Annotated in this window: 13 protein-coding genes; 7 read left to right on the top strand and 6 right to left on the bottom strand. The window is 41.3% G+C overall.

Annotated features, from left to right (window positions below):
• Window positions 1-121 precede the first annotated feature (121 nt).
• On the bottom strand, window positions 122-3,586 hold the full coding sequence (locus E0H89_RS09115) for an Rne/Rng family ribonuclease (RefSeq protein WP_131216323.1): 3,465 nt from the start codon (window positions 3,584-3,586) through the stop codon (window positions 122-124).
• Between the two features lie 755 nt (window positions 3,587-4,341).
• Between E0H89_RS09115 and E0H89_RS09110 the strand changes: the two genes are divergently transcribed.
• Both E0H89_RS09110 and E0H89_RS09105 read left to right on the top strand, forming a co-directional pair.
• Window positions 4,342-5,313 (top strand): RluA family pseudouridine synthase, encoded by a 972-nt coding sequence (locus tag E0H89_RS09110; RefSeq protein ID WP_131216322.1) that lies wholly within the window; start codon window positions 4,342-4,344, stop codon window positions 5,311-5,313.
• Window positions 5,314-5,553: 240 nt separating this feature from the next.
• The gene (locus E0H89_RS09105; protein ID WP_131216321.1) at window positions 5,554-6,222 is read left to right on the top strand and encodes an HAD-IA family hydrolase; all 669 of its coding nucleotides are present in this window, start codon (window positions 5,554-5,556) and stop codon (window positions 6,220-6,222) included.
• Window positions 6,223-6,301: 79 nt separating this feature from the next.
• On the opposite strand, the gene E0H89_RS09100 is transcribed toward E0H89_RS09105, so the two are convergent.
• The gene (locus E0H89_RS09100; RefSeq protein ID WP_131216320.1) at window positions 6,302-6,517 is read right to left on the bottom strand and encodes a hypothetical protein; all 216 of its coding nucleotides are present in this window, start codon (window positions 6,515-6,517) and stop codon (window positions 6,302-6,304) included.
• Window positions 6,518-7,121: 604 nt separating this feature from the next.
• Between E0H89_RS09100 and mhpD the strand changes: the two genes are divergently transcribed.
• The 3 genes from mhpD to dmpG are packed head-to-tail and all read left to right on the top strand — an operon-like array spanning window position 7,122 to window position 9,903.
• Window positions 7,122-7,919 carry a 2-keto-4-pentenoate hydratase gene (mhpD, locus tag E0H89_RS09095; RefSeq protein WP_131216319.1) on the top strand — a complete coding sequence of 266 codons (798 nt, stop codon included), beginning with the start codon at window positions 7,122-7,124 and terminating at the stop codon, window positions 7,917-7,919.
• Window positions 7,920-7,958: 39 nt separating this feature from the next.
• A complete protein-coding gene (locus tag E0H89_RS09090) occupies window positions 7,959-8,873 on the top strand; it encodes an acetaldehyde dehydrogenase (acetylating) (RefSeq protein WP_131216318.1) in 915 nt (304 codons plus the stop codon).
• 10 nt (window positions 8,874-8,883) lie between these two features.
• Entirely contained in the window at window positions 8,884-9,903 is a 1,020-nt protein-coding gene (gene dmpG / locus E0H89_RS09085; RefSeq protein ID WP_131216317.1) for a 4-hydroxy-2-oxovalerate aldolase, read from the top strand.
• 244 nt (window positions 9,904-10,147) lie between these two features.
• Here dmpG and E0H89_RS09080 read toward each other — a convergent pair whose 3' ends face one another.
• Genes E0H89_RS09080 through E0H89_RS09070 form a run of 3 tightly spaced genes read right to left on the bottom strand, consistent with a single transcriptional unit; the run spans window position 10,148 to window position 13,982 of the window.
• Window positions 10,148-11,341, bottom strand: a complete 1,194-nt coding sequence (locus E0H89_RS09080; protein ID WP_131216316.1) for an OprD family outer membrane porin — start codon at window positions 11,339-11,341, stop codon at window positions 10,148-10,150.
• Window positions 11,342-11,369: 28 nt separating this feature from the next.
• A complete protein-coding gene (locus tag E0H89_RS09075; RefSeq protein WP_250697854.1) occupies window positions 11,370-12,341 on the bottom strand; it encodes a formylglycine-generating enzyme family protein in 972 nt (323 codons plus the stop codon).
• A 6-nt stretch (window positions 12,342-12,347) separates the two neighbouring features.
• Window positions 12,348-13,982: an arylsulfatase gene (locus E0H89_RS09070; RefSeq protein WP_131216315.1), complete on the bottom strand. Its 1,635-nt coding sequence runs from the start codon at window positions 13,980-13,982 to the stop codon at window positions 12,348-12,350.
• A gap of 517 nt (window positions 13,983-14,499) precedes the next feature.
• On the opposite strand from E0H89_RS09070, the gene E0H89_RS09065 reads away from it, so the two are divergent.
• Window positions 14,500-15,741: an OprD family outer membrane porin gene (locus E0H89_RS09065; RefSeq protein WP_131216314.1), complete on the top strand. Its 1,242-nt coding sequence runs from the start codon at window positions 14,500-14,502 to the stop codon at window positions 15,739-15,741.
• A 289-nt stretch (window positions 15,742-16,030) separates the two neighbouring features.
• Window positions 16,031-16,888 carry an alpha/beta fold hydrolase gene (locus E0H89_RS09060; RefSeq protein ID WP_131216313.1) on the top strand — a complete coding sequence of 286 codons (858 nt, stop codon included), beginning with the start codon at window positions 16,031-16,033 and terminating at the stop codon, window positions 16,886-16,888.
• An 88-nt stretch (window positions 16,889-16,976) separates the two neighbouring features.
• On the opposite strand, the gene E0H89_RS09055 is transcribed toward E0H89_RS09060, so the two are convergent.
• Entirely contained in the window at window positions 16,977-17,654 is a 678-nt protein-coding gene (locus E0H89_RS09055) for a DUF1345 domain-containing protein (RefSeq protein ID WP_131216312.1), read from the bottom strand.
• Between the last annotated feature and the right edge of the window lie 202 nt (window positions 17,655-17,856).

Genomic DNA, 17,856 nt, shown 5'->3' with positions numbered 1-17,856 from the left:
CTGTACAGGTGTCTTTTTAATCGTTTAATCCTAGTGCAATCAACCTAATTTGACAAAAGTAACAAAAAAAACCTAGTCACCGAAATGACTAGGTTTTTTTTATTCGCTGCATTAGAGCTAATTATGACTCATTGGCAGGAGTTGCTTTCTTCGGTGGACGACCACGAGGACGACGAGGACGGACAGGTTTGTCAGCATCATCATCAGCATCTGGGTTGTCTAGATCAGCTTTTGGATCAGCCTGTGCTGGTGCATTTTGAACACTCTCTACCGCTAACTCAGGTTGAACCGGTTTTGGCTTTACTGCCTTTTGAGCAGGAGGAGCTTGAACAGCTTCAGCTTGTTTGATCGGTTCAGCAACCACTTCAGGAGCTGTGACCACATCAGGCTTTTCAGTCACTGCCGCTTCTTCGATCACAGTTTCTGGTGCTGTAGCCGGAGCAACTTCAGCAGTTGTTGTTTCCACTACTTCCTTGGTGGCTTCAGGTTCGCTATGTGCTTGCTTAGCTTGCTCTAAAGCCTGTTCCGCAGCAAGTTTTGCCAAACGACGACGTTCACGTGGATCATTAGCAACACGGTTATCCGAAACAGCAGGAGGTGGGGTTAAGTCCAGCACGGGTGCAGGTTCAGCCTCATGCGCAGCTTTGGTTACAGCAACATCACGGGTAACCGGCTGTGCTGGTACTTCCGCTTCAGTTGTGTGATGCACGAGAGTTGCCGCATATTGCTCGGTAAATTTCACCAATGCACGGTTGAAGGTTGGGATTAAACCAAATTGTTCAATCAGCACTGAACAGTCTTCACCATACACATGGCGAATGAGGCTGCCCACGGTATATTGACCCAAAGTTGGAACCTGAGATGGATTCAATTTTGGAGCTTGAGCCTGTTTTACTTGTGCTTCACGCTTTTGGCGACGGCGCATACGCGGATCATTGCTCGCACGTTTGTCAGCAGAACGCGGTTGGTGTGGCTCGCGAGTTTCAGTTGCTGGTGCAGGTTTTTCTTCCTTCGCAACCACTGGTTTTTCGATTACAGGCGCTTTGGTTTCTGCAACAGCCACAGGTGCGGTTTGAGCGATCGGTGCTTCAACAACAGCTGCTGATGCATTTAACGCAACAATTTCACTTTTCGCCTGATCGACATTCACGACCAATGCAGTTGGAATCACATCCTGGCGAGGCGTATCAATCACTTCGACTTTAGGCTGTTGTTCGTTAACTACCGGAGCAGCAATGGCTTGCTGAGGAACAGCTTGTTCGTTCAATACACTTTGATCGCGGTGACGATTTGGGCGGTTTGGACGTTGTGGGCTATTACGGTCACGACGTGGAACAGCATTTTGCTCTGTTTGAGCTTCAGAAGCCTGCTGTTCAACGTGGTGACGTCGAGTCGGGCGCTTGTTGTCACGTTGATCTTGGCGCTGTTCATGGCGCTGATCTTGACGTGGTTCTGGGCGCTGTTCCTGACGTGCTTCTTGACGCTGCTCATGACGCGGAACTTGAACAATTTCCTCATGCACTTGATTTTGTTGATTGTCGTGCTGAACTTGTTCACGTTGTTCTTTAGGCTTATTACGCTTTTTATTGTGACGTTGCGCTTTTTCTTCTCGATCAGAGTATTTGTCCGCAACTTCACCCTGTTCCTGTTTTGGTGTTACAGGCACAGTTGGCGATAAGTAAGCATTGTTGTTTGTAGTTGCAACAGGTGGTGCACTCTGAGCAGGTGCAGAGGTTGCAACCTGACCGAATTGACCACGGCTTACTGCACCGCCATTCACCATTTGCTCAATCGCAGCAGCAGCATTGTTTGCAGTACGGGCTTGATCAACAGTTTTGGCCTGCTTTTGTACAAACAGGTTTTCTAGCCATGCACATGGGCTTGCTGAAGCTTGAGCAACAGGCGCAACTTGAGTTGGCTGTGGTTGCTGTACTTCTTGAGCTGCTGGTTGTGAACCACGTGGTTGCTTGTTGTTTTGGTTTTTAGCTTGTTGCTGAACAGGCGCTTGCGCAGCAGCTTGAGCTTGTTGCTCGCCTTCTAAATGCCATTCAGAAGATTCGTAACCCAACTCTTTTTCACTTGAACGTGTTGCTTCAGTACGTTCATAGCTGGTTGGTGCAAAACCTTCAGCATTATAAGTGATTTCGTAATGCGGTGTTTCCAAGTGCGGATGAGGTAACACGGTTACACGTACATTTGAAGTTTGTTCTAAATATACCAAAGTATGACGCTTTTCATTCAATAAGAATGCTGCAATTTCAACAGGTACTTCAACCTGAACTTCACCATGACGTTCACGCAGTGCAATTTCTTCCACTTTACGCATGATTGAAAGTGATAAAGAGCGTAAGTCACGCACCATACCGGTACCATGACAGCGCGGGCAAACATAACCGGTTGCTTCTTCAAGCGATGGACGTAAACGTTGACGGCTCATTTCCATTAAGCCAAAACGTGACAATTGACCGAATTGGATGCGGGCACGGTCGCTTTGGGTTGCTTCACGAAGTTTTGCTTCAACCATACGTTGATTGCGGTCTTTAGTCATGTCGATGAAATCGATCACCACCAAACCACCGATATCCCGTAAACGCAGTTGACGTGCAATTTCTTCCGCCGCTTCCAAGTTGGTGTTTAGCGCTGTATCTTCAACATCGTGACCACGTGTTGATTTAGCCGAGTTAATGTCAATCGACACTAAAGCTTCAGTTTGATCGATCACGATTGAACCGCCGGAAGGAAGTTTTACTTCACGTTCATAAGCAGTTTGAATTTGGCTTTCAATTGCAAAATGAGCAAATAAAGGCTCATTTAAAGTATAAGTTTTAAGTTTTTCTAACTGACGTGGCATCACGGCTTTAACGAAGTTGTAAGCTTCGTTATAGGCTTGTTCAGAGTCAATTAAAATTTCTGCAACATCGTCACGTAAATAGTCACGAATGGCACGAGTGACCACACCCGCTTCCTGATGCACCAACATTGGTGATGGACCAGAACTTGCTGTAGTTTGAATTTGTGCCCAAAGATCCATCAAGTGTTGCAAGTCAAGTTGCAATTCTTCTTGTGAACGACCAATACCTGCAGTACGAACAATCACGCTCATGCCGCGTGGAATATTCAGTGACGACAACATTTCTTTCAACTCTTCACGAACTGAACCTGAAATTTGACGACTGATACCGCCACCTTTCGGGTTGTTTGGCATAAGCACCAAATAACGACCGGCAAGCGAGATAAAGGTAGAAAGCGCAGCTCCTTTATTGCCACGTTCTTCTTTTTCCACTTGAACCAGAAGTTCGGTGCCTTCAGTAATCAATTCGCGGATATTTGAAGTTTGGCGAGGGTCTGCCTTGTAGTATGAATTTGCGATTTCACGCATAGACAGGAAGCCTTGACGACCTGCACCATACTCAACAAAAACAGCTTCTAGAGAAGGTTCGACGCGAGTCACGTGACCTTTATAGATGTTGGATTTCTTCTGTTCACGGGTACGATTTTCTAAATCAAAATCGTAAAGACGCTGACCAGTGACAAGTGCAACGCGAATCTCTTCGGCATGTGTTGCATTAATCAACATACGTTTCATGGGTGTAACACCTAATAGTGATACACAGCAAAACATCGCTATTCACGTAGCGAACATCACACATTACGGATCAATACTCAGATCTCAAATAAACGCTTGTGGTCTGAGCTTTTTTACCGGCCTTTTTTTGGGCTTCGGTTTTTGATTCATGTATTGATGATGACCAATACGGCTTCAATCTTTAAACGATTAAAGTCACCTGAACAATTCACTGGCGGACAAACGGTGCATTAGATGTGAGTAACTTTCACTGTCACGTAGCTTGAAGATCATCCCTTCATTAAGATAGAGCGTCTTGATACGGAATTATCATCGTATCGTTGCTTTAGGTGCAGATCCAATGCATCAACGTTGTAGCCTGAATGCGACTTCAGGGTGCGACTAATCTGATGTGTATCAGTTTACGTTTAAAACCAACTTTAAGTTGGCGACATATTTTTTAGGGCAGACTGATTTATGTACCGAAGTACAATTAAACGCAACAGTTTGCTTTTTTGCCGATATAATAAGCCTTCGGCGTCGGCATATTCTTTAGGGACCTTTCCGTATTTAATGTGAATTATGAAATTTAATTTTGAGCTTCAAAAATATTGAAGGAATTAAATTTTTTCACACTAACGGTGGTATCCGTGCGCTGACTATATCAAACCTTGCAGCATCTGCCTATGGGTTAAGCTTATGTTTCTTGTGTAAAGCATAGCCTAAGTGATCAGTTTTTAATCAATTTTAGTATTTTTTTGGGTCATAGTAACTGTATGAATTCTACGCAAGAATGGCAAAGTGTCACTTGGTTTGAAGTGGACGAGCATCAATCAGGCCAACGCATTGATAATTTTTTATTTTCCCGACTTAAAGGCGTGCCTAAAAGTCGTATTTATCGTTTGATGCGTGAAGGGCAGGTTCGGGTCAATAAAAAGCGTATCAAAGCCGAAACCAAACTGAATATTGGCGACCAAATTCGTGTTGCGCCAATTCGTTATGAGCCTAAAGATGAAACACCTGCACCGGTATCGGACAAAGTGGCTCAAAGCCTGCTCAGCCGCGTGATTTATGAAGATGAAGGCTTGATGGTGGTCAATAAACCTTCTGGCATTGCCGTACATGGCGGCAGCGGCGTGGCCTATGGTCTGATTGAAGGCTTGCGCGCAGCAACCGGCAAGAAATATCTTGAACTGATTCACCGTATTGACCGTGATACTTCCGGTCTGGTGATGATCAGTAAAAAACGCAGCACTTTAAAAACCCTGCAAGATTTACTGCGTGAACACAAAATTAAAAAAACCTATGCGGCAATTGTAAAAGGCAATGTCGTGATCGATCGTCAACTGATTGATGCACCATTGCATCGTTATGAGCTTGCCAATGGCGAGCGTCGTGTATGCGTATCTAAAGAAGGTAAAGAGTCTAAGACGCAATGGAATGTGGCGGAGCGCTTTATGCATGCAACGCTTGTCTATGCATCGCCGCTTTCAGGTCGTACTCACCAGATTCGTGTGCATGGTTTAAGTATTGGTCATCCTTTAATTGGCGATGAAAAATATGGTCATGAAACTGCCTACAAAGGTCCGAAAGCACGTCGTTTATGCTTACATGCACTGCGCCTGGAAATTCCGGGTTATGAAACCATTGAAGCACCATTGCCTGAAGATATGCAGAGTCTGGTGGCGCAGTTACGTGCGCAGAAGAAAGATAAGGAACCGGTTCTAACGGATCGTGACCAAGACTGAATTTTCTTCTCTCAAGCAGCGGGAGTATTCGATGAATAGTCCCGTCACCCAAGAGTAATTAAAAAATTTATGATGCGAAAACGATATGCATAAGGCGACATCCATGTCGCCATTGCATAGCAGATACTTGTTTTAAATTTTCTATGAAAATTTTATTCCTCTTTCGTGGGTACAGAGGTAGGCCGAGAGATTTAAAGATAAATGCTAGGTTTTGCGTTGAATCAAATATTGGATTAATTCATGAAAAAAGCAGTAGAACTTGTCATTTTCGATTGGGATGGCACTTTATTTGATTCAGTCGGTCAGATTGTAAAAAGCTTGCAATTTGCTGCTCAAGAATATGAACAGCCTTTAACGGATGAAGCTGCGAAAAGCATCATTGGTTTAGGTCTGCCGGAAGTCGCGCAAGTGTTATTTCCGGATGTACCTGAATTGCACGCTGATATTTTGCAATGTTATGCGACTCACTATGTTGAAAACTCGAAAGGTGATGCATGGTTTGAGGGTGTGGCGGAATTGTTGAATGATCTAACGCAGCAGGATGTAAAACTTGCGGTTGCCACAGGGAAAAGCCGTAAAGGTTTAGACCGTGTGTTAAGTCAGACCCAGAGTCATGAGCTTTTTGTCGTGACTCGTGCAGCAAGCGAAACCAAATCTAAACCTGATCCACTGATGCTTACAGAAATTTTGCACATTACTGGCGTAAACGCTGAAAATGCGATTATGGTCGGTGATACCTCTTATGACTTGGAAATGGCACAGAACATTGCCATGCCCCGTATTGGAGTGAGTTATGGGGTGCATACACCTGAGACGCTGGCACAATTTAATCCGTTGGCTATTGCAGAGGATGTCGCAAGTTTGCATCAGGTTCTCTTAAATCAGGTGAATTTAAAACAAGCAGTTTAAGATCTATCGGATGCTCAAAAGGGTGATTTCAAATCACCCTTTTTTATACGTAGTAAATTCTAAATTGACTTATTGAATTCTAAATTTTTTGCACATCAGGTTTGTGATTACCCCAACCGGTCCAGGAATTGACCACAATGACGGTTTTATTTTGGATACTCATAATTTTATAAAGATCATTACGCGGTGGTGAAATTTCATTGGGACGAATGACTTCAGTCATCATAAAAATCTTTGGTGTAATCCAGCTAATACGCCATGCATCGGTATTGGAGTAGCCACGACTACATTTCATTTCATTTTGCTAGGCCGCAGCGGTCGCTTGAGGATTAAATTTTAGTCCCGGACAACTTGCGCCGCTTAAAATTAAATATTTGTTTTTGTTTTGATAATTTTATGCAAGGGCTGTATGACATAAAGGGGTGAGTAAAGCCGTTAATAGCAGTGTCCTGATTTTCATTACTCATATTTTAAGTTCTTGTTTTTAATTATTTAAAAATATCATTTTGATAAAACAATGAATATGTCGTTTTTCTTCAAAATGGAGCAATAGTCTCATCTTTTAGTCGTAGGCGGGATTGATTGTTAAAATGAATCACCTGCATTGCAGAGCTGCTGACTCGGATATCATAGAATATCTAGGCTAACTGCTTTGTATCACTCAAAAAAGTAGAATTCCTTTTATAGGTAATAGCTATTGTAAAAAATAAAATAAGTATTGGCATAAAAAGCGCATTTTTCAGATTCTAAATTAGTTTATACATATACACGTTTTCCCAAGATGGGCAGCACCCATTTGCTGATGGGTTTGATCATTTGCATAGAATTTTTCTGATTGTTCATTCCATTTCCATCGATCACGGTATAAGTCCAATTTTTTGCAGTTTAAGGAAACATTGATGTCGAATTCTGCTGTTGTTGAATCAGTCGCCTTAGCGCTTAGAGAAGCTGAGTTGTCACAAACTGCGATTGCACCGATTCGCCCGCAACTGGGTGGTGAAAGTGCGGATGTAGATATTGCTTACGCAGTTCAAGAAGTAAATACCCAACGTGCCCTAAGCGAAGGACGTCGTTTAGTCGGCCGCAAAATCGGTTTGACTTCAAAAGTTGTACAAGCTCAACTCGGTGTAGATCAGCCTGACTTCGGGATGTTGTTTGCCGACATGTCGTATGGTGATGGCGAAGCAATCCCGGTAGGTCTCTTGATTCAGCCTAAAGTTGAAGCAGAAATCGCATTAATCATCAATAAAGATCTTACCAAAGAACATCATACCTATGCAGACATTATTAGTGCGACTGAATATGCCTTGCCAGCGGTAGAAGTGGTGGATAGCCGGATTGAAAACTGGAAAATTTCCTTGATTGATACCGTTGCCGATAACGCCTCTTCAGCTGCATTTGTTTTAGGTTCACGTCCAGTGAAACTTGAAAACCTGGACTTGGTGAACTGCAAAATGACCATGACCCGCGGGGATGAAGTGGTCTCTCAAGGTGTAGGTAAAGCCTGCCTTGCAAATCCACTCAATGCTGCGGTTTGGTTGGCTGATGAAATGGTTCGTCGTGGCCGTCCACTGTTGGCGGGTGACATCGTTTTAACCGGTGCATTAGGCCCGATGGTTGTTGCAAACCCAGGTGATGAATTTAAAGTTGAAATTGAAGGCTTTGGTTCAGTGACAGCAGCGTTTGCAGCTGAATAAGCATTGAGCTAAACACAGAATTTTTGAGAGTACACATTCATGAAAAAGATTAAATGTGCATTGATTGGTCCTGGGAACATTGGGACTGACTTGCTTTACAAACTTCAACGTAGCGAATGGTTAGAGCCAGTTTGGATGGTGGGGATTGACCCGACATCGGAAGGTTTGGCACGTGCTGCGAAAATGGGCATTAAAACCACTGCTGAGGGCGTAGACGGTTTATTGCCTCACGTTTTAACAGACAATATTCAAATTGCCTTTGATGCAACGTCTGCTTATGTCCATGCTGAAAACAGCCGCAAGTTAAACGAACTTGGCGTACAGATGATTGACTTGACGCCTGCAGCGATTGGTCCATTCTGCGTACCACCGGTCAACCTAGAAGCTTTGCTTGAACAAGGTGAATTGCCGAACGTAAATATGGTGACATGTGGCGGTCAGGCAACTATTCCTATGGTAGCAGCGATTTCACGTGTTCAACCTGTGAACTATGGTGAAATTATTGCCACTGTGTCAACGAAATCGGTTGGTCCAGGCACACGTAAAAACATTGATGAATTTACACGCACCACTGCCGGTGCAATTGAGCAAGTGGGCGGTGCGAAACAAGGTAAAGCCATCATCATTATCAACCCTGCTGAGCCACCGCTCATGATGCGTGACACGGTGCACTGTCTTGTTGAAGGTACGCCGGATCAAGCTGCAATCACAGCATCTGTGCATGCCATGATCAAGGAAGTTCAAAAATATGTACCAGGTTACAAACTTGTAAATGGTCCAGTCTTTGATGGCAACCGTGTATCAGTATTTATGGAAGTTGAAGGCTTAGGCGATTACTTACCTAAATATGCCGGCAACCTGGACATTATGACTGCAGCTGCTGCACGTACTGCAGAAATGTTTGCAGAACGTCTCATCGCTAACCAAACAGCGCACGCTGAAGCAGAAGTTTAAGGAGCAGACCATGTCAAAAATTATTATTAATGATATGACGTTACGTGATGGTATGCACCCGATGCGCCATCAAACTACACCAGCGCAAATGGTTGCGATTGCAACTGCCCTTGATGATGCTGGGGTACCTTTAATCGAAGTAACCCATGGTGACGGCTTAGGCGGCAACTCTGTGAACTACGGTTTTGCAGCTGCAACGGATGAAGAATATTTAACTGCGGTAATTCCAAAGCTTAAACAAGCCAAAGTATCTGCACTTTTAATTCCCGGTATTGGTACGGTTGACCACTTAAAAATGGCACATGATGTAGGTGTAGCAACAATTCGTGTTGCAACACACTCTACAGAAGCTGATGTTTCTGAACAGCACATTACTGCTGCGCGCAAACTGGGCATGGACACTGTGGGCTTCTTGATGATGGCTCACATGGCATCACCTGAGCATCTTCTTGAAGAAGCGAAGAAAATGGTGTCTTACGGTGCAAACTGTATCTATGTGACGGATTCTGCCGGCTATATGTTACCGAATGATGTGACTGACCGAGTGGGTATCTTACGTGCCAACTTGGCTTCAGAGATCGAAATCGGTTTCCACGGTCACCATAACTTGGGTATGGGCGTTGCCAATTCTGTTTCAGCGGTTCAAGCCGGTGCAACGCGTGTCGATTTGGCTTCTGCCGGTTTAGGCGCAGGTGCAGGTAATACACCACTTGAATTGTTTGTTGCGGTTGCTAACCGTATGCAAATGGACACAGGGGTGGACTTGTTTAAAGTTCAGGATATTGCTGAAGAACTGATTATTCCAATGATGCAGCAACCGATTCGTGCCGACCGTGATGCAGCAACTTTAGGTTATGCTGGTGTTTACTCTTCTTTCCTGTTATTCGCTAAACGTGCTGAAGCGAAATATGGTGTTTCCGCGCGTGAAATTCTGATGGAATTGGGTCGCCGCGGTACGGTAGGTGGTCAGGAAGACATGATTGAAGACCTTGCTTTGACCATGTCCAAAGCAAAAGAGCTTCACGCTTAATTAAAGTATTAAGTTTCAAAGAAAAAGCACCCGAATATGGGTGCTTTTTAATTTTGAATAATTTGATTTAAAATTATTTAATCAATTATTTGATTGGTGTTTTCGATGTGATTTAATCAATAATCCTGAATTGTTTTGCTCATTGCTTTATTGGAATGAGCGCTAGATTTATCTTTACTGTATTTTATTCTGAGTATCTAGCGTGTAAAACAGCTGAATAATTCAGCTGTTTTTATCATGGATTTTAAAATTTAAAGGTATACATGGTATAGACACGATTCTCGTTATAATCTCGACCATACTTAGATTTATAATCAATATTGAGCCATGAGAAACTTAAGCCTTGGAACAGACCGTCGTTAATTGTATAGCCAAAACGATAGTTAAACTCTGTTTCATTGTCGTCCTTGCCTTGGGTCTTAAAGTTTTCACCGCGAATATATTTGGTGTCTAATTTTAAACCGGGTATGAGGGCATCAAAATCATAACTTAAAGTTAGATGATATGACTCTTCATCTTTTTTAATGAACGAGCCTTGAGTCCAGTTAATAAAATCAAGTACAGGAATAGGACCATCAATTAAAGGATAATTATTGTCGCCAAATATTTTTTGGTAGCCGATACCTACTTTCAATTTTGGCAGTACTTCTGCATAGTTGATAATGCCAATGTTGTTGCTGTCTACTGAACCTAGTTTTGCATCTCCAATATCTGTGTTATTAAAGTAACGGAAGTTGGTTTGCATTTTTGTATCAAGAAATTGCCATTTATAATCTAACCCCAACATACTTTGGTTATAAAGGTTTTCCAGATAACCATTGAACACATGTAATTTTAAATTAGGTGATATTGCATGCTGAATGTCTAAATAAGTTAAACCATCAGATTCAATATTTTTTACACTAATTTTTTTGAAATGTTCAGCACTACGACGTGAATACTTATCAATTAAACCTGCTGAAACGGTAGTATCCTTAAATTTCCCTGTATATACCGCACCATGAAATGATGGGAGTAATTGTCGAGATGGATCTACCACTAGCATTGGATTATTAATCCATTGTTCACCATAACTTAGCGTATGATTTTGAAATGAAGCCTCGAAATTAATCCCTTGCTTGTGCTGATGTTGTTTTTGCTCTTGGGCGATTGGATCAAAAGGCAAAATAGTATCTGCAAGACCTTTATCATTACTCAGTCGGTAAGCATATTGAAAAGAAGGATTTAACGCGACATTCCAGTCCTGATTCAGTTTATAGCTAAATTTTCCTCGATAAATCAGCCCTTGTGTCCAACTGCCTAGGTCTGCATCACTTTCACTATAATCCCGCTCTGCATACAGGTTTTTTAAAGTAACGGTATTGCTTATTTTCAGGTCTTCTATTGCATGTGCATTTCCTAGGCACAAAAGTAACCCTGAAAAAATAAATTTTTTCATTAAAAATCAATCCTTGTAAATTTAAAGTTTATTTTCGTAGTACGGTTCTGAAGCCAACATGTGAGGTGGCAAGATCAAATTCTTGCGGGTGTCGTGCAGCAGCCCTGTAACGTGCACAATAATTATCTGCACATAAATAGGAACCGCCTTTGATGGTCATCGTCATGACCTGTTCTGAGTGGTGACGGGTCATTTGTGGATTGCCCATATGCATATCGGAATGAGGGCCTTTGTATGCAGAATTTGTCCATTCCCAAACATTTCCAATCATGTCATGTAGGCCAAAAGGATTGGCTTCAAAACAGCCGACAGGTGCTATACCTTTAAATCCATCTTGATTAGAGTTTGAATAAGGGAATTCACCCTGCCAGTAATTAGCGGTAATTTTGCCATGCGATTTTGGGCCGATATCTTCCTGATCACTAAACCCTTTGGAGAGGTATTCATTTTCTAATTCGGTAGGCAGATCACGACCCAGCCATGTTGCATATGCCAATGCATCATTATAAGTCACATAACGAACTGGCTCATTCAGCGCAGGAAATTTCTCATCAATGTTTTTCCATGAAACATTTTTCAAAAATTTCCACCAGGACATCATGGCAACATTATCTGTTTCAGGTTTGATGAAAACAGCTGCGCCACCTTGTTTTTCAGCATCGGTAATATAGCCAGTTGCATCTACAAAAATTTTAAACTGGGCAACAGTAACTTCTGTCTGATCAGCCCAGAAAGCGTTTACTTTGAGTTTGTTTTGATCGAAAGGGCGTTCGTCTTCATAACCCGCGTTTGAGCCAAAAAGAATTTCACCTGCCGGAATTTCAACCATACCGGATGTTTTGGATTTTCCCCAAAGCGCAGGCAAGCCTGAATATTGCTTACATTGACTGACACTTCCAAGAGTGACAGTTTCTGTAGCTTGCTCAGATTTTGAAGAGTCGCATCCTGCAAGGCTGAACACGAGCAATACCAGACAACTCCCTTTCATCAAATTTGACATGGGGTATTACTCCGCGAAATCCTGTACACCTACACGTTGAGTATATTTCACATATTCTTGCTGGAGCTGTTTTACAATTTCAGGATGTTTTTTACTTAGGTCAGTGGTTTCTGTACGATCATTTTCTAGATCATATAACTTCCAGTCCGGACCACTCAGGTTTTTGGTAATGGTGCGCGTGAGTTTCCATTTCTTGTTACGCACATAGGCATCGCCATGCAATTCATCTGCATAGATAAAGTTTTCGCCATATACGGAATTGGTTTTACCCTTAAGATAACTGATCCACGATTTACCGGAAAGCTGGTTGAACTTGCTAGGATCCTGATAATCTGGTTTTAATGAAGATTGGGTCACTTCAAGAACAGTTGGGAAAACATCTTTTACATTAACAAAGCTATTACTGATTTTAGCTGTGGTGCTATTTGGAAGTTTAACAATCGCAGGTGCACTGACGCCGCCTTCAGCTGCAGTTCCTTTCCAAAGTGAAAATGGTGCACTGCTCACTTCAGTCCAACGCGGACCAATAAGTTCATAAGATTTAGTTTTACCTAAATTATTATAACTATTGTCATAACCTGGAAGTGGGCGATAAAACCCTTCTGCGCCATTATCTGACATAAAAATAAACAGAGTATTGTCGTATTGCTTAATATTTTTCAGATGTTTAATCAGTTTTCCGACATTGTCATCCATATTTTTAATCTGTGCCGCGTAAATTTCCATCTTACGCGCTTCGATTTTCTTCTGTTCAGCCGTTAGATTGTTCCAGGTATCTAAATTCATTGGAGCAAGTTCTTTACTAACGACATTGGCTGTTTTTGTAGAATTAATCAGCTTTAGCTTAAGCATTTTTTCTAAACGCTTTTGTTTGATTGCATCGTAACCCTGGTCATAGTGGCCCTTATAAATATTCAAATAATTTGTCGGTACCTGAAGCGGCCAATGTGGGGCGGTGAGAGCAACATACGCAAAGAAAGGTTGGCTTGGCTTCTTATCATTACCAATATATTCAATCACTTTTTGAGTAAAGAAATCTGTTGAATAAAAATTATCTGGTAATTCCACCTTTTGACCATTTTCAGTGTAAATGGTTTTACGTTCGATACCATTAGGCAGTGTTTTGAAATGAGAGTCTGCACCATTTAATAATGCATAAGAAAAATCAAAACCTCTCTTTGCCGGATTGGTTTCGGGGGTATAACCAAGATGCCATTTACCTGCCATCAGTGTTTTATAACCATTGTCTTTTAATACTTGAGGCAAGGTCATTGAGCGAGTATTTAAATAACCTTCATAACCAGGTTTACCTAAAAATTGTGGACGGGGCGTTAAATCAAATTTTGCTGCATCTTCCCGCATAGTCTCCGCCATTGCACCTAACCCAGCTTGATGATGATCTGTACCGGACATCAACTCGGAACGCGTGGGAGAACACGTGCTAGGAGTATGGTAATTGGTAAAGCGGGTTCCTTGATGAGCAAGACTATCAATATTGGGAGTCTTGATTTCACTACCAAATGAACCTAGATCAGAATATCCCAAATCATCTGCCAGAATGATGACCACATTCGGCTTTTGAGCGAATAGCTGAGTAGAAACTAATAATGATGTAATTAAGGCCAATTTGTTGAATTTCATTTCACTCATCCTTGATTATGATTTACAACTATTAGAGTAGTGTAAATGGTTTAAGGTCAACTTATATTAGACAAAACGTTATTTTTATAAAAATCAAATATATAGAGTGTAATTGGATGGAATATTAGTGATAATTAATACATTTTAAATATTAAGTCATACTATTTATGTATTTATATATTAATTTTTTAATTGAGTTCAATTATTAGATATTTATTATAAATACCGCTTATAGATTTAAGATCTTATGAGACTGCTTAATTAAAAAAACACTTAATAAATCGATATTAATTCATTTCTAAAAAAAAAGAATTTAATTAACAGTATTTTAAATGGATCGTAATAGCAGTAAGCAAAAACTAGTTATTGTTAAAAAATATTAAAATTTGGAATTAAATGTTAGAAAAAAGAAAAATAAAGTTATATAAGTTGCTCTTTAATACTCTGGTCTGATTTTTTTTAGCGGCATGGTTGAGCATGATGGTGGCATAGCTTAATTTGATTACAGGAATAAGCCATGCGTCGTCAAACTTTATGGAAAGCCATCTGTGCTGCGACTCTAGCATTAGGTACAACTGCAACGAATGCAGATTTTATCGACGATAGCCAAGTCCAATTAAAATTCAAAAATTTCTATCTTGATCGCCAGATTGCAGAAACACCAGACAGAAACTGGGGTTCATGGTCACAAGGCATTACCCTGGATGCAAAATCCGGTTATCAGGATATTGGCGCTGGCATTCAAGTGGGTGCAGATCTTTTGGTACAGCACGCATTTAAATTGAAGGGCCGTGATAAAAATCCGGACTTTGTGTTGCCACATGATGGTAAAGAGTCCAAAGATAACTTCGGTAAAGTCGGCGCGACCTTAAAAGCCAAGGTTTCACAAACCGAATTAAAAGTAGGGGAGTTATTACCGGTATCTCCAGTATTGGTCTTCGATCCATCGCGTCAGTTGTTGACTACTTTTAGCGGTGCATGGTTGGAATCGAAAGACATTAAAGATACCAAGTTAACTCTTGCGTATATTGATGGCATTAACAACCGTTATGACAACCAATTCCGTGACTTAACCAAATTTGCTCCGCCTGCATATGATAATGGTGCAACAGCAGACGGTATGTATATTGCAGGTGTGGATCATCAATTTAATAAAGAGCTGGGTGCAAGCTACTGGTATGCAGATGTAAAAGATATCTACCAACAGCATTATGCAGGTATGAATTACAAAACTACCTTAGGGGAAAAGGCCAAACTGGATAGCCATATCCGTTATTTCGATAACTCGGATTCAGGCAACAAACTGTATGGCCGAATTGATAATCAGGCATTATCTGCCGGTGCAAAAGTTAATTACGGCGCGCACACCGTTGGTTTGGGCTATCAGCAAATGTTCGGTGACAGTGCTTTCCCGACATTGGGCGGCTGGGTGCCACAGCCTTATTTAGTTAACTGGGGTGTTGCGACCTTCACTGCAATCGATGAGAAATCCGTAGGTTTAACTTATGGTTATGACTTCTCTGAACTGGGCGCAAAAGGCTTGAATGCTACTGCGGTCTATATGATGGGTTTTGATGCTGAAGTAAATGGCAAGAAAAACCAGGATTCGGATGAGCTTAATTTAATCTTGAACTACACAGTGCCTGAAGGTCAGTTGAAAGGTTTAGGCTTCCAGGCGATGTATATCGATGCTGACTTCGATTATAAATCTGACCTTAAAGAGTATCGTGTAGCAACGACCTATACTTATAAGTTCTAAATCGTTTAATTTAAAAAGAGCGGCTGCTGAGCAGTCGCTCTTTTTTGTCTTTAGAATATTTTGGTTTTAAATACCTTAAGTAAATTATGGGTATAATTTTATTTTTATTATATAAAAAACAAAGACTTAAATAATCGTTTTTTTATAGGGTTTGATCGTAAATTTGTATCAGTTTGCAGGTCTTGAACGGTTAATATAAAGATGTAAAAAGTCATTTTAATGAGTCAACTTGACGTCGAATTCTTGTAATAGAGGGACACGCAAGCTAAAGACTGTAAGAGGAATCAATATGAGCACTGTTCAAATCCCTGACTATCAAACAGATCCATTCTTTGGCTTAGAAGACAAATGGATTGAAACCGCGGAAGGCGAGCTGACGCATTACCACGAAATTGGTGAAGGTACACCTATTCTATTTTTACACGGTTCAGGTACAGGCGTATCTGCTGCTGCAAACTGGTGGCTAAACTTGCCACAAATTGGTGAGCAAGCGCGTTGTATCGCAATTGACACCATCGGTTATGGTCAAAGTGTAGTTGCACCAAACACTGCTTACGGTATCCGTGCCTGGGTAGATCATGCAGTCCGTACTTTAGATGCTTTGGGTATCGAAAAGACCTGGGTAGTAGGCAACTCTTTGGGTGGCTGGTTAGCTTTCCAGATGGTACTTGATTATCCTGAACGTGTTTTGGGTATCGTGTCTATGGGTACTGGCGGCGCCAAACAGACTGCTGCACTTAAAGCGCATGCTAATCCAGTGCTTACTGAAGAAGGAATCAAGAAAACGCTTTCTATGTTTGTGGTGAACAAAGACTTGATCACTGATGAATTGGTGAAAGTACGTTTTGATTCTGCAAAAAACGATTACGCCTCTGACCGTCTGATGGACGTGGTTGGCGCACGTGACCGTGACCGTTTCGAATTTCCGCTAGACTTCGAAAAAATGAAAGAAATCAAAGTTCCTGTGCTGTTGATTCATGGTGTACAAGACGTGGTGATTCCTGTGTCTCGTTCATGGGATATCTTGAATATAGTTCCGCATGCTGATGCACACATCTTCAGCCAATGTGGTCACTGGTCTCAAGTTGAAAAATCTGAAGAATTTAATACTGTGATCAAAAACTATTTAACAGCTCGTGGTGTTTAATCGCGCTGTATGAATAAAATGAAAAAGGATGACTGAGGTCATCCTTTTTTATGCCGTTAATTAAGGACTCATAATTAAGTGTCAATAATTAAGTGCTAATAAAGTTAGCCGCAACATTGATACTGATCGCCAGAATAGTGGTATTGAATCCATAGGCCAACAGCAGGTGCAAGGTATTTAATACCCGCATGGAGCGTGAAGTGACGGATACATCTGCGGTTTGCGCTGAGGTTCCGACCACATAACTGAAATAAATAAAATCTGGGTAAGTTGGGCGTGGTGTCTTGGGAAAATCCAGGCCACCATCTGTATGTTTTTGTAATGCCAGGTAAAAGTCATGGGTATAATGAATGGCAAAAATGGTATGCATAAAAAACCATGCAGAAACAAGGGTGAGAACCGATAAGGTTAAGTGTCCTATACGAATGGTGGTACCTGGGGGTAAATGATTAATTTCAATAACGATGGCAATGAAACACATGATTAAAGTCAGGATCACCAGCAGTAAAATCAGCCATTTACTGGCATCTTGTTGTTGTGCGCGCTGTAAAATATTTTCATGTTCTGTACGCCATAATTTCTTCAGGGTTAAGAGTAAATAGCTATAGATCGCGATATTCCAGCTGATTAAAAGACAGGTAGACCACCCCCATTGGGTCAGCCAGTGTAGAAAATAATAAAACACCGCAATAGCAGGAAAAGTAAAAAAGAAATAAGGATGGTATTGAAGAGCTGTTTTTATTCGATGCAATGGGTGTATTTTCATTATCTTCTCTACAGTGGTGTTTATTTTTTACAAGCATTTTAAAAATATTGTGATCAGCTTATTAGACTTAAGTTGTAATTTAATAATTATGAGATATTTTTATAAATTAGATAAGCAAAAGTTATACGTTATTTCCCATCAAGACGGGTTTCGAAATGATAAATTTTTATAAGACTTCAGTCTAATCTGAGGGAGAAATAAC

Source organism: Acinetobacter sp. ANC 3781, from assembly GCF_004331285.1.
GTDB lineage: Bacteria > Pseudomonadota > Gammaproteobacteria > Pseudomonadales > Moraxellaceae > Acinetobacter.
Note: the sequence above shows the minus strand (reverse complement) of the source record. Positions and strands in the feature narration are given on the sequence as shown.

What these genes read in the sequence shown, in the direction of transcription:
- E0H89_RS09110 (WP_131216322.1), top strand. Translation starts at nt 4,342, where the DNA reads ATGAATTCTACGCAAGAATGGCAAAGTGTCACTTGGTTTGAAGTGGAC.
- E0H89_RS09070 (WP_131216315.1), bottom strand. Translation starts at nt 13,982, where the DNA reads ATGAAATTCAACAAATTGGCCTTAATTACATCATTATTAGTTTCTACT.
- dmpG (WP_131216317.1), top strand. Translation starts at nt 8,884, where the DNA reads ATGTCAAAAATTATTATTAATGATATGACGTTACGTGATGGTATGCAC.
- mhpD (WP_131216319.1), top strand. Translation starts at nt 7,122, where the DNA reads ATGTCGAATTCTGCTGTTGTTGAATCAGTCGCCTTAGCGCTTAGAGAA.
- E0H89_RS09100 (WP_131216320.1), bottom strand. Translation starts at nt 6,517, where the DNA reads ATGAAATGTAGTCGTGGCTACTCCAATACCGATGCATGGCGTATTAGC.
- E0H89_RS09055 (WP_131216312.1), bottom strand. Translation starts at nt 17,654, where the DNA reads ATGAAAATACACCCATTGCATCGAATAAAAACAGCTCTTCAATACCAT.
- E0H89_RS09115 (WP_131216323.1), bottom strand. Translation starts at nt 3,586, where the DNA reads ATGAAACGTATGTTGATTAATGCAACACATGCCGAAGAGATTCGCGTT.
- E0H89_RS09080 (WP_131216316.1), bottom strand. Translation starts at nt 11,341, where the DNA reads ATGAAAAAATTTATTTTTTCAGGGTTACTTTTGTGCCTAGGAAATGCA.
- E0H89_RS09065 (WP_131216314.1), top strand. Translation starts at nt 14,500, where the DNA reads ATGCGTCGTCAAACTTTATGGAAAGCCATCTGTGCTGCGACTCTAGCA.
- E0H89_RS09090 (WP_131216318.1), top strand. Translation starts at nt 7,959, where the DNA reads ATGAAAAAGATTAAATGTGCATTGATTGGTCCTGGGAACATTGGGACT.
- E0H89_RS09060 (WP_131216313.1), top strand. Translation starts at nt 16,031, where the DNA reads ATGAGCACTGTTCAAATCCCTGACTATCAAACAGATCCATTCTTTGGC.
- E0H89_RS09105 (WP_131216321.1), top strand. Translation starts at nt 5,554, where the DNA reads ATGAAAAAAGCAGTAGAACTTGTCATTTTCGATTGGGATGGCACTTTA.
- E0H89_RS09075 (WP_250697854.1), bottom strand. Translation starts at nt 12,341, where the DNA reads ATGTCAAATTTGATGAAAGGGAGTTGTCTGGTATTGCTCGTGTTCAGC.